At 35.8% G+C, this 12,534-nt stretch carries 12 protein-coding genes and 1 pseudogene; 12 read left to right on the top strand and 1 reads right to left on the bottom strand.

Features of this window, described 5'->3' with window-relative positions:
* Positions 1-117: 117 nt before the first annotated feature.
* The 3 genes and pseudogenes from lhaT (at position 118) to BN1066_RS16885 (ending at position 1,770) form a co-directional block, all read left to right on the top strand.
* Positions 118-705 carry a lipoprotein heptaprenylglyceryl N-acetyltransferase LhaT gene (gene lhaT, locus BN1066_RS16895; RefSeq protein WP_077320607.1) on the top strand — a complete coding sequence of 196 codons (588 nt, stop codon included), beginning with the start codon at positions 118-120 and terminating at the stop codon, positions 703-705.
* Between the two features lie 213 nt (positions 706-918).
* Positions 919-1,038, top strand: a pseudogene (locus BN1066_RS20940) (sporulation protein YpjB); the annotation flags it as partial.
* A gap of 45 nt (positions 1,039-1,083) precedes the next feature.
* Complete coding sequence (locus BN1066_RS16885; protein ID WP_077320605.1) at positions 1,084-1,770, top strand: zinc metallopeptidase; 687 nt, start codon at positions 1,084-1,086, stop codon at positions 1,768-1,770.
* Positions 1,771-2,422: 652 nt separating this feature from the next.
* On the opposite strand, the gene BN1066_RS16880 is transcribed toward BN1066_RS16885, so the two are convergent.
* Positions 2,423-3,295 (bottom strand): YitT family protein, encoded by an 873-nt coding sequence (locus BN1066_RS16880; RefSeq protein ID WP_077320604.1) that lies wholly within the window; start codon positions 3,293-3,295, stop codon positions 2,423-2,425.
* A gap of 421 nt (positions 3,296-3,716) precedes the next feature.
* Here BN1066_RS16880 and BN1066_RS16875 point away from each other — a divergent pair, with 421 nt between their 5' ends.
* From BN1066_RS16875 to BN1066_RS16835, 9 genes are all read left to right on the top strand, one after another.
* Positions 3,717-4,049: a nucleotide pyrophosphohydrolase gene (locus BN1066_RS16875; protein ID WP_077320603.1), complete on the top strand. Its 333-nt coding sequence runs from the start codon at positions 3,717-3,719 to the stop codon at positions 4,047-4,049.
* Between the two features lie 27 nt (positions 4,050-4,076).
* The gene (gene dapB, locus BN1066_RS16870; RefSeq protein WP_077320602.1) at positions 4,077-4,874 is read left to right on the top strand and encodes a 4-hydroxy-tetrahydrodipicolinate reductase; all 798 of its coding nucleotides are present in this window, start codon (positions 4,077-4,079) and stop codon (positions 4,872-4,874) included.
* Between the two features lie 15 nt (positions 4,875-4,889).
* Positions 4,890-5,312 (top strand): methylglyoxal synthase, encoded by a 423-nt coding sequence (mgsA, locus tag BN1066_RS16865; protein ID WP_077320601.1) that lies wholly within the window; start codon positions 4,890-4,892, stop codon positions 5,310-5,312.
* Entirely contained in the window at positions 5,309-6,451 is a 1,143-nt protein-coding gene (gene bshA / locus BN1066_RS16860) for an N-acetyl-alpha-D-glucosaminyl L-malate synthase BshA (RefSeq protein ID WP_077320600.1), read from the top strand. The genes mgsA and bshA overlap by 4 nt, the downstream gene beginning before the upstream one ends.
* Positions 6,452-6,456: 5 nt before the next feature.
* Complete coding sequence (locus BN1066_RS16855) at positions 6,457-7,656, top strand: CCA tRNA nucleotidyltransferase (protein ID WP_077320599.1); 1,200 nt, start codon at positions 6,457-6,459, stop codon at positions 7,654-7,656.
* Positions 7,632-8,633 carry a biotin--[acetyl-CoA-carboxylase] ligase gene (locus tag BN1066_RS16850; protein ID WP_077320598.1) on the top strand — a complete coding sequence of 334 codons (1,002 nt, stop codon included), beginning with the start codon at positions 7,632-7,634 and terminating at the stop codon, positions 8,631-8,633. Before BN1066_RS16855 ends, BN1066_RS16850 begins: the two co-directional genes overlap by 25 nt.
* A gap of 47 nt (positions 8,634-8,680) precedes the next feature.
* Complete coding sequence (dinG, locus tag BN1066_RS16845) at positions 8,681-11,479, top strand: ATP-dependent DNA helicase DinG (RefSeq protein WP_077320597.1); 2,799 nt, start codon at positions 8,681-8,683, stop codon at positions 11,477-11,479.
* A 388-nt stretch (positions 11,480-11,867) separates the two neighbouring features.
* On the top strand, positions 11,868-12,038 hold the full coding sequence (locus tag BN1066_RS16840; protein WP_077320596.1) for a YpmA family protein: 171 nt from the start codon (positions 11,868-11,870) through the stop codon (positions 12,036-12,038).
* Positions 12,001-12,534 carry a cell wall elongation regulator TseB-like domain-containing protein gene (locus BN1066_RS16835; protein WP_077320595.1) on the top strand — a complete coding sequence of 178 codons (534 nt, stop codon included), beginning with the start codon at positions 12,001-12,003 and terminating at the stop codon, positions 12,532-12,534. The genes BN1066_RS16840 and BN1066_RS16835 overlap by 38 nt, the downstream gene beginning before the upstream one ends.

The following is a 12,534-nucleotide window of genomic DNA, read 5'->3' as shown; positions in this document are numbered from 1 at the left end:
TAAGATAGCTGGGATAGAGTACTTTTAATTATAACAAGTTGCTTGTATTTAATGGGAATTAGTCTAACGTTTTCTTTATCTTTACCCTAACCTCGACCGTAGAAAAGAGGGATATTTTTGAATAAATACATATTACTTGATAAACGATTGCTAATCATATTATTTTTTATCAATTTAAGTGGAACCATTTATGGATATATGTGGTATGAAAGCCAACTTTCGAATACCGAACCCTTATTTTTCATTTTTGTACCGGACAGTCCGACAGCAAGTTTGTTTTTTACTGTTTTCTTGTTATTTTTTATCTTTGGTAAACATGTACCTTATATTGAAGCATTAGCAATGATCACCTTGTTTAAATACGGGATCTGGGCTGTGATGATGAATCTCCTCACACTATTTTTGGATGGAACTTTAAGTTGGCAAGGATATATGTTAATGGCTTCTCATGGAGCAATGGCTATTCAAGGCCTCTTATATGCACCATTCTATCAGTTGAAATTACGTCATATTGTAGTAGCTTCGATTTGGACATTACATAATGATGTGATTGATTATGTGTTTGAGCAAATGCCGGTCTATTCATCACTGATAACTTATATGAATGAGATAGGCTATTTTACGTTTTGGCTAAGTATCATATCCATTGCCTTGGCTTATTTCTTAACGGTTGGAAATAAAAAACATCATACGCTACCTAGATAATCGCTGTTATATAATATTCCTCCCATTCATACATTAGTATAAGAAGTTAAAGATGGGGAGGTCTCTATGAAAAAACTTATGTTATGTATTACCACAACTTGCCTGATAATCATAGGGATTATAATCAGTGATGGATTTCTTATGTCAAACATGCAAGCGAGCACACTTCTTAAGACAACTACTGCGAGGGAACAAAATGGAGGGATTATTCCTCTTATTTGGATTGTTATTATTGTAGGAGGATGCATTGGAATTACATTAACTTATGTTAGTTGGAGAAAATATAAAGGCGAAGCGGAAAAAAGAAATAAGCAAGATAAAACAGTTGACTAACAGCTGATTTTTGACTAAAATTGACCTTAATAAGGAGGGATGCATATGTTTGGTGGTTTAGGAGGTTACCTAATCTACATTGCCTTATTGATGATAATCCCACTTTGGGCACAATCGAAGGTGAAGAGCACATACAAAAAATATTCGAAGCAGCCTACTTCCTCGTATATGACCGGTGCACAAGTTGCACGGAAAATTCTTGATGAAAACGGGCTATATGATGTTACTATCGAAGAAACCAGAGGGATGCTTTCGGATCATTATGACCCTAGAAAAAAAGTAGTTCGTCTTTCAACAGATAACTATCACGGACATTCCATGGCCGCTTCTGCCGTTGCGGCACATGAAGTTGGACATGCTATTCAGGATGCAGAGGACTATGCGTTTTTACGATTTAGAAGCGCACTCGTTCCTGTAGCAAACTTTGGTTCGAATATGTCGTTCTTTTTAATTCTAGCTGGACTTTTCCTCGGCATGTCAGGATTATTCTTATTGGGAATAATTTTCTTTGCCCTAGCTGTGTTATTCCAGCTAGTAACTTTGCCGGTCGAGTTTGACGCATCAAACCGTGCAATGGCTCAGCTCGTCTCATCTGGAGTTATTCGTAATAACGAAGAACGAGCTACGAGAAAAGTGCTGAATGCAGCTGCATTAACCTATGTTGCAGCGGCACTTGTAGCTGTAGCAGAGCTTGTCCGATTTATCCTGATGTACGTTTCCAGCAATGAATAAAGAGAAACTTTATTCAGTAGGAGTTTTCTTCCACTTAGACCCTTTTATATCAACTAAAGACTCTTGATGTGGAGTCTTACGGCACCTTACATGCGGGATAAGTGAAACTTCATTCCGTGGAATGCTTTTTATACGGAATGTTAGTTGAACGAATCGGGCATTTAGGTGCCGTTTTTTCCCACTAGATCCTTTTATATCAACTAAAGACTCTTGATGTGGAGTCTTACGGCACCTTACATGCGGGATAAATACGATGAAAAGGGATGGTCAATAGTGCCATCTCTTTTTTAGTTTCCAAGAATTATTTCCATTTCTAGCTTGTAGGTGATTTTTTTGAAAATTAGTATCATCTAGCTTAAGCGCTAAAGTTGTAGCAAACTTCGCTCTTCTTCCTACGATAAGTCAACGTCGGCTCTCCTGATGTTGACTTAAGGTTCTTCCGTTTGTACGTCCCTAAACAAGGCTTCTAGCTCAGCATCCTTAAACATCACTTAAAAATGTTGTTTTGATCCCACCAAGAAGCATCATTATTAGGGCTTTGTCTATAGGAAAATATAAAACTTTAGGCTTGATCGTATAAGAATTCTCCATAAAGACTTGACGACAAGCCAAGTTTTTCTAACGACTGGTGTAAGTAGTTACTACTTTCTCGTTAGTTTTGTATTGGATTTTTGTTTTCATCTAGTGTAAATCCTTCACCAGCTACATCGTGAACAGTACTAATCGCTACAAATGCATGTGGATCAATTTGGTGTATTACATTTTTAAGACGAACAATTTCGTTTCTTGCAACAACACAATACAAAACAGCTCGCTTATGACCCGAATAACTCCCTCGCCCTTCTAATACAGTAACACCTCGATCCATGTCTGTTAGGATTTTTTCGGCAATTTGTTCACTGTAATTAGAGATAATCATCGCTCCTTTTGCTGAATAGACACCCTCCTGAATAAAATCAATTACTCTAGCTCCAAGATATACAGCCACTAACGTATACATCCCTTGTTTTAAATCTAAGATAGCAAATACAGAAGTCGTAATGACGATAAAGTCGAAGAGAAACATTGTTTTTCCCATACTCCAACCGACATATTTATTAACAAGCCTTGCGATAATATCAACACCACCCGTTGTTCCACCATACCGAAAAATAATTCCTAAGCCGACACCGATAAATACTCCGGCAAATAGTGCAACTAATGTCATGTCAGATTCAAGGTGGATAGCAAATGGCTTGTATTGAAATATACTTAAAAATAAAGATACTGCTCCTGTACCGATAATACTATAAACAAAAGTTGCTTTACCCAAAAATTTCCATCCGACTAAAAAAAGGGGAATATTTAATAAAATATTGGTGATCGCTGGATCGAATCCCCATAAGAAATAAAGTAAAAGTGTTATACCTGTAAATCCGCCTTCCCCCAGATTATGCTGCATGTTAAAATGAACGATACCAAAAGAAAAAATAGCTGCACCAAATAAAATAAATATGATATTTTTTATTTTCAATCCTAAAAACAAACGATTACCTCCTATTGTGCAAACATCGATTATTTGTAAGTAAAGTTACATAAGTTTATTTTATAAGTTCATAAATGACTAGTTAAATTGAAAAGATATGCCATATTCTCTTGTGGTGTGATATAAATGTTCTGTTAAAATAGAAAAAACTTCTTTTTTAGTATAGACAAACTAACGTTAAAGAACAATTTGGTTTTTAGTAGAGAAACAGCGGAATAATGTTAGTTGAACGAATCGGGCATTTAGGTGCCGTTTTCTCCCACTTAGACCTTTTGTATCAACTCAAGATTTTAAAGTGGGAGTCTTACGGCATCTTACATGCGGGATAAAAATTTGTTTGAAACCAATAGAAATAATTTGTCAAAACAGTGCGGATTAGCTAACATGATAATAGCAAACGTTGTTGAAAAGGAAGGTTTTTATGACGACACCACTATATACGACGAAAGAGATTCAAGAGCGAGTTGACCGATATATCCGTCAATTTAAAGAAGGTTATTTTTCTCCTTTAAGCCTAATGGCCCGTTTAACGGAAGAAACAGGTGAATTAGCAAGAGAAGTGAATCATTATTACGGAGAAAAGCCAAAAAAGCCGACAGAACAGGAAAAAACGGTTGAAGAAGAATTAGGCGATATCATTTTTGTCTTAACTTGTTTTGCTAATTCATTAGACATTGATTTATCCGATGCATTTCATACAGCTATAAGGAAAATAGAAACACGTGATAAAGATCGCTGGACGAAAAAAGATTGAACCACATAAGAAGAGGAGAAGAAGCATATGACCATTAATGTTGTAATTGCTGGACCAAGAGGAAATATGGGATCGGAAGCAGTGAAAATGGTAATGAATGAAGCTGAGTTCAGATTAGTTGCCTGTATTGATCGGAAAAATAATGGCAAAACGTTAAATGAAGTGCTTCCGGGAACAGAAGCAGCAGTTCCGATTTATAATGATGCACGAGAATGTTTTAAACAGCATGAAGAAGCAGATGTGCTTATTGAGTTATCTGTTCCTTCAGCGGGATATAACCATACAAAAATAGCTTTAGAACATTATATTCGTCCTGTTGTAGGGACTACAGGATTTACTGAATCTCAATTACAGGAATTAGATACGCTTGCTCAACAACAAAATATGGGGTGCATGATCGTACCAAATTTTGCTGTTGGTGCTGTACTTATGATGAAATTTGCTAAGATGGCAGCAAAATACTTTGCGGATGTTGATATTATTGAAAAACACCATGATGGCAAATTAGATGCACCATCCGGCACAGCTATAAAAACTGCAGAATTGATTAGGGAAAATCGTGTCCCTAAAAAGCAAGGACATCCAGATGAAAAAGAAACATTGCCAGGTGCAAGAGGGGCTGATCTAGATGGAATTAGATTACATAGTGTTCGTCTACCTGGATTAGTTGCGCATCAGGAGGTTATTTTTGGCAGTCCGGGACAAACGTTGACGATCAAGCATGACTCTATCAATCGTACTTCATTTATGGCTGGCATAAGACTTAGTATTGAAAAAGTAATGGAAACAAAAGGATTAACATACGGTTTAGAAAACATTTTATAATCTTGGGGGTATTCGATGAATATTGCGTTAATAGCTCATGATAAAAAGAAACAAGAAATCATTAATTTTGCAAGAGCATATCAGTACATTCTAAAAGAGCATCAGCTATATGCAACAGGAACGACTGGAAGTATGATCATGGAAGCAACTGGCTTAGATATACATTTATTTCAATCAGGCCCATTAGGTGGTGATCAACAAATAGGTGCTATGATTGCTGATAATAATATGGATATGGTGATTTTCTTCCGAGATCCATTAACAGCTCAACCACATGAACCGGATGTTAGTGCTTTGATGCGGCTATGTGATGTGTACCAAATTCCGCTTGCTACCAATATTGCTGCTTCGGAAATATTTATTCGAGGCTTGCACGATGGCGATTTCCAGTGGCGTGAAATTATAAAACAGAAAAAAACAAAAGGAAAGCAGGAATGAAAAAAATAGGTATTACTTGCTATCCTAGTGTTGGCGGGTCTGGTATTATCGCAACAGAACTTGGTATGCTTTTGGCTGAGAGAGGTAATGAAGTACATTTTATTACATCCAGTTTACCCTTTCGCTTAAATCGAATTAACCCACGAATTTACTATCATGAAGTTGAATTAAGTCATTATCCCGTATTTCAGTATCCTCCTTATGACTTGGCTTTAGCAGCAAAAATGGCGGAAGTAATAAGTCGGGAGGAGTTAGATATTTTGCATGTTCATTATGCCATGCCACATGCAGTTAGTGCGCTCCTAGCAAGAGATATAGCAGATCGAGATGTAAAAATAGTTACCACTTTGCATGGGACGGATATTACAGTATTGGCGATTGACGATATTTTTAAAAATATGATTACCCATGCTATTAACCATTCTGATGCTGTGACTGCTGTTTCAGAACATCTGAAAGAACAAACGAAAAAACAATTAAATGTTAAACAGCCCATTCATGTTATTTATAATTTTGTCAATGAAAAGGAATATTATCCAAAATCATTACCGTCCATTAAAGAACAATATGGGATCAAACCATCGGAAAAGGTAATCGTCCATATCTCTAACTTTCGCAAGGTAAAACGATTGCCAGATATTATTCATACATTTGCTCAAATCCAAAAACGAATTGATTGCAAGCTATTATTAATTGGTGATGGCCCTGAGTGTAGTACTGCAATGGAGCTTGTTGATGAATTAGGTTTACAGGAACATGTATTGTTTTTAGGAAAACAAAAAAACATCAGTGATTTCATACGAATTAGTGATTTGAAATTACTTTTATCTGAAAAAGAAAGCTTTGGCCTTGTCTTATTAGAAGCAATGGCTTGCGGTGTTCCTTGTATTGGAACGAGAATTGGCGGTATTCCTGAAGTGATTGAACATGGAGTAACAGGTTATCTTGTTCAACTTGGTGCAGTAAATCAAGCAGCGGAATATGCGGTTCAATTATTAACAGATGAAAACAAGTTACATTTATTTTCTGAACAGGCGCTGAAGCGGGCAAACGTTAAGTTCCATTCCGATATTATTGTAAACGAATATGAGCAATTGTATGAACAAGTACTAGGTAGTCATAGAATTAGAAATTGGTGATTAACATGTTAGCAAACCCCTTTCATAAAGCAAAGGCCATCTTAGAAATAATTGAAAGTTATCAGCACCAAGCTTATTTTGTTGGTGGCTGTGTTCGAGATTATTTGATAAGTCGACCAATTGGAGATATTGATATTGCTACATCAGCAACCCCTGATGAGTTACAGCAAATATTTGAATCGATTATTCCGGTTGGGATTGAGCATGGTACTGTGATCGTTCGATTTGAAGGACAATCCTATGAGGTAACGACATTCCGGGTCGATGGCAATTATTCAGATCAACGCCATCCAGATACAGTTACGTATATTGACCAAATTGACAAGGATCTTGAGCGAAGGGACTTTACCATTAACGCACTTGCCATGGATAAAGATGGAAAGATTATTGATTTATTTCATGGCAAAAGTGATTTAAAAAAAGGAATCATCCGAACAGTTGGCAATGGGGTAGAAAGATTCTCGGAGGATCCATTGCGTATTATTCGTGCATTACGATTTAGCAGTCAGCTCGGCTTTACCATTCATCCGGAAACCATTACACATATGAAACAAGTAAAACAGGAAATAGAAGGTCTTGCTGTGGAACGAATTACAAAAGAATTTACGAAGTTGTTTGCAGGAGAACATGTACAAAAAGCGCTCGATTACATTATAAATTTAAAAATATATCAATATTTACCGATATTTCGTGACAACGATCAATTATTTGTTCGTTTGCCAGCTAATGTAAAGCCATTACTTTCATTTAGTGAAGTATTGGTCTTATTTCATTTTTTAGATCGCTCTATTTCTATTGCAGCTTGGTCAAAGGCTTGGAAATGCTCCAACAAGCAAAAACGAGAAGCATTACAATTAACCGAGCAAATTGATTTATTCAGTCATGAAGGTCTAAGTCCTTGGCTTGTTTATCAATTGCCGAATACTCTCTATGGCGGTTTTGTGCGGCTTATTAGTTGTTTATGCGGTAAGAAAGTTATGATGGAACAGATGCTGGAAATAGACCATGCATTACCAATACATACAAAACAGGAAATCAATTTTAGCGGTAATGATATTTTAGAGCTATTTCCAGGTTCAAAACGTGGACCATGGATCCAGCAATTATTAAATTCTATTGAACGCCAAATTGTTACAAAGCAATTACCTAATGAATATCAAGCGATAAAGGAGTGGATAAAATGGAATCCACCCGGAATAAATTAATTCATCTATTGGCAGAGAATAAAGATACGTATATTTCCGGACAAAAACTCTCTGAACAACTAAATATATCGCGTAGTGCCATTTGGAAACATATGAATGATCTAAAAAAAGATGGCTATTTGATTGAAGCAAAGTCGAAGCTTGGTTATCGAATTATTGGCTATCCGGATAAAATAACAGCAAATACGCTGCAATGGGGCTTAGATACGAACTGGCTTGGCAAAAAGATCATTCACCGTGAAGTAACTAGCTCTACGCAAATCCTTGCTCATAACACTGCTAAGGAAAGTATTAGTGAACATGGAACAATTGTTATTGCAAATGAACAAACTTCAGGTAGAGGCAGAATGAATAGAACGTGGCACACTAAAAAAGGCGATGGTATGTGGTTGAGCATAATTCTCGAACCACCTTTACCTCCATATCTTGCTCCGCAATTAACATTATTAACTGCTGTTGCTTTAGCGGATACGATTAAAGAACTTACACCTTTACATCCACTGATTAAGTGGCCAAATGATATACTGTTTAGTAATGGTAAAAAATGTGCTGGAATTTTAACAGAACTACAAGCAGAACAAGATCAGATCGACTACGTAATCATTGGTGTAGGATTAAATATAAATCAACAATTGGAAGACTGGCCGGAGGAATTACAGCAGCGAGCAACTTCACTGCGAATTGAATCTGGAACAGAGTGGTCTATTCAACAAATAATCCAGCATTTTTTAGTATCTTTTGAGCATATTTATGATTTATATATAAAGAAAGGTTTTCAAGTGGTAAAGACAAAATGGGAAAAGTACGGGTTTCGCATCGGTGAAATGATTACGATTCACCAATTAAATAAACAACAAAAAGCTATATTTTACGGGTTGGCCGAAGATGGAGCATTATTAGTAAAAAATGAGGAAAATCGTGTTGAACGGTTATATTCTGGAGAAATTGACTGGTTTGACTATTCATCGTCCGACTAACTGAACAACTGGTAAATACGATCACAAATGAAGTGAGGTGGTTATGTATGGATCGATATGTAGTCATAGATTTAGAAACAACCGGAAACTCACCAGCAAAAACAGATAAAATTATTGAAGTAGGAATTGTTGTTATTGAACAAGATGCCATTGTTGATAGTTACTCCACCTTACTGAATCCCAAACAGGAAATCCCTTCATTTATCACAAATCTAACAGGGATTTCAGATGAAGATGTTATGGAGGCTCCTACCTTTAATGAGGTTGCTGAAGAAATTATCGAACTGTTTAAAGACAGCTACCTGATAGCTCATAATGTTCCATTTGATTTAGGTTTTTTAAATTTGGAATTAGAGAATTGCGGTCAATCAAAGTTAACTAATCCGGTACTCGATACGGTAGAATTGGCTAGAATTTTTTTCCCAACTTCACCTAGTTATAAGTTAAATCAGCTTACCGAACATTTACAGATTAATCATAATCAACCTCATCGAGCGTTATCGGACGCTTTCGTAACAGGGAAATTATTTTTAAAAATAAAAGAGAAGCTTGCTTCTTTACCATATGAAACAATGGATCAGCTTTTAAAACTAGAAAAAACATTAAAGTCTGACGTGTATAAACTGTTTCATTATTATAAAGAGCAACGATTGTTTAACCCATCCGAGGATACGAAAATAGATACATATCGGGGACTGGCCTATCGGCATACAGAGATAATAGATGAACCGCTTACCTCTGTAGATATATCATTCGGTGATTATCTTGACAGCATTTATGAAGCGGACGGAACGCTTGCAAAAACGATGGAAAAATATGAGAGGCGAACTGGACAACGGGAAATGTCAGAAATTATTTTTGATGCGTTTCAGAGAAAAGAGCATGCATTAATTGAAGCAGAGACCGGTACTGGAAAATCATTAGCATATTTAATCCCTGCCGTCTACAAAGCAGTTACAACAGGGAAAAGAATCGTGATTAGTACGTATACAACTCAATTGCAATCACAATTATTGGAAGAAGAAACCCCGCTAATCAAAAAACTGCTGCCATTTCCTTTTCGAGTTGCGCTTTTAAAAGGAAAATCTCATTATATTAGCTTGGAGAAGTTAGAACAAGAACTAGCTGAAACAGAAGAGAACAATTATGATATTGCCTTAACCAAAGCTATGATATTCGTTTGGTTAACAGAAACATGTACCGGTGATATTGATGAGATCCAATTGCCCGCTAGTGGTTATCGATTTTTCAGGCGGATTTCCGCTGAGATGGAAGAAAATATTGATCCGACTTCTCCATGGTTTTTTAAATCTTATTATCAAAAGGCACGTCGGAAGGCGCAGCAGGCAAATATTGTAATTACGAATCATGCATTGTTATGTACCGATATGTTTCATGCCTCATCTCTGTTGCCAAGCTTTGATCAAGTAATTATCGATGAAGCACATCATTTTGAAGCAACCGTCTCTAGGTATTACGGTTTAAAACTGGATTATGTTCAAATACAGTATACGCTTAATCAACTGGGGAAAACAGATGATGAAAAGCTTGTTTATCGCATTCTCTCGCATTATGAAGTAGCTGTACCTGCAACAATAGTAGAACAGTGGAATGAGTTATTAGATAATGCAAAGTATGAAACAGATGATTTGTTTCGGCAGTTATTTCAATACGTCATGGAGCAACGAAGAATAAATAAAACGTTAAGTGATATTGGCAGAACTCAGTATCGGTTTGAAAAAAAGCAGGAAGATGAAAGAAAGTGGAGTACGATTATTGATATGGTAACTCGGCTTATCTTTTACCTTAGGGATTTGATTCATGGTTTGGCTATCATGAAAGCCCAGTTAAACAAAGAAGAAATTCGAACTGAGGATAATGAGAGAATTAATTATTGTACAGAACAGTTACAAATATATATTGATCAACTGGAACAGCTTTTTCTTGTTGAAGACAGTATGAAACAGGTAAAGTGGATGGAAATTGAAGCAAATGGAGCCAAAAATGCGGTCTATTTGTATAGCGAACCTACTGATGTGTCAACATTATTAGCTGAAGACTTCTTTACTACAAAGCACAGTGTTATTTTGACAAGTGCTACCTTAACGATGGGGAAGTCATTCCAATTTATTATCGATCGACTTGGAATTGATCCGGACAGATTAATTGCAAAACAAATTGCATCTCCATTTTCTTACTATGATCAAGTCCAGTTAATGATACCGAATGATTTTCCAGATATAAAATATGGAAATAATGATGATTTTATTTACGCAACTAGCGAAGTAATTTTATCTTTGGCACAAATTACAGATGGACGTATGCTAGTCTTATTTACCTCATATGAAATGTTACGTAAATCATATGAAATTTTAAAAGAAATGATGCAAGATGATCGTTATGTATTAATTGCTCAAGGTATTTCTAGTGGCAGCAGAACACGTTTGAAGAAAAATTTTCAATCATTCAATCACGCCATCTTATTAGGAACTAGTTCATTTTGGGAAGGCGTTGATATACCAGGAGAAGATTTATCTTGCCTTGTCATTGTCCGATTACCATTTCAACCGCCTGATCATCCCGTTCATCAGGCGAAGGCACAATTTTTTAAGAACAAAGGGAAAAACCCATTTATGGAATATGCTTTACCAAATGCTGTCATTCGCTTTAAACAAGGCTTTGGCAGACTAATTCGCTCCAGTAATGATCGAGGAATTGTTTTTATTTGTGATTCACGAATTATCAAAGCTCGATATGGGAAATATTTTATTGACTCCATTCCTAAGGTACCATTGACCTTTGATACAACCAATGAGTTATTGAAAAAAGCAGAACAATGGTTTTAATGAAGCGAACTCAATGATTAGGCGATTCAGCGAGATCATGATACGTTTAAAGAAGTTACTCAACATGCATATATAATTTCCTATATTAGAAAAACTTGGCTTGTCGCCAAGTTTTATGGCGAAAGATACAAAACCTAAAGTTTTATACATTCCTATAGTATAAAAAAACTGATGCTCAATAGAAGCATCAGCATTCATAAAGTGGTATAGGTTAGAAAAAAATTTGCCGAAATAAATAAAAACAAAACAAATTTGGTAAGAAGCTTGGTATACTATAACTATGCTTCATTTATATTCATTCAGCATATACCTAGCATTTGCAGCAAGCTGCATATTATGTCTAACAGATCTTGATAAAACAAGAAACTTTTATCCAGGAGGGAAAAAGATGGAGAATTCTTTAACAAAATTAGCAGCTGTAAAGCTTCACTATTCACCGGATCTATATAAAATTGTTGATTTGTTAAATAAAACCTTAAAAGAACAAGATTTTATGTTCGGATTAGCATTGGATGGTACAAATGAAGAACAAGCTATCTTCACTATTTACCAATCCTAAATGGTTAAAGTGGAGCCTCTTCGCCATCATTTTTATTATTGTTTCTTGTGGTATTTATTTAACCGTGTTATATATGGATTTGTTAGATAGCAAAACAGCAGGATATGAAGAAACAAAGCAGCAGCTTTTAAAAGCTGGTTCTTTAAAAGAGGTAACAGACATTGAAACGTTTAATGGCGAAAATGCTTATCATGTAGTGTATGGTAAAGATAAAAAAGGAAAGAATAAGATTATTTTTTATCCGTTGAAAGGAAAAGAAAAACAACTTACAACTGTGGACCAAGCAGAAATTCTTAATAAAGAAGCGATCCTTACTGATTGGAAAAAAGAATGCTCATCCTGCAAATTTATTAAAATTACACCAGCACTAGTTGATGGAAAGGAACTCTGGGAACTTACATATGTAGATTCATCGGGTCGTTACGTCTTCGATTATTTCGATATGTATGATGGTTCTCGTTATGAACAATACCGTTTAAAACGAATGTTTAAATAG

The organism is Virgibacillus proomii (genome assembly GCF_900162615.1).
In the GTDB taxonomy this organism is placed as follows: domain Bacteria; phylum Bacillota; class Bacilli; order Bacillales; family Amphibacillaceae; genus Virgibacillus; species Virgibacillus proomii.
Note: the sequence above shows the minus strand (reverse complement) of the source record. Positions and strands in the feature narration are given on the sequence as shown.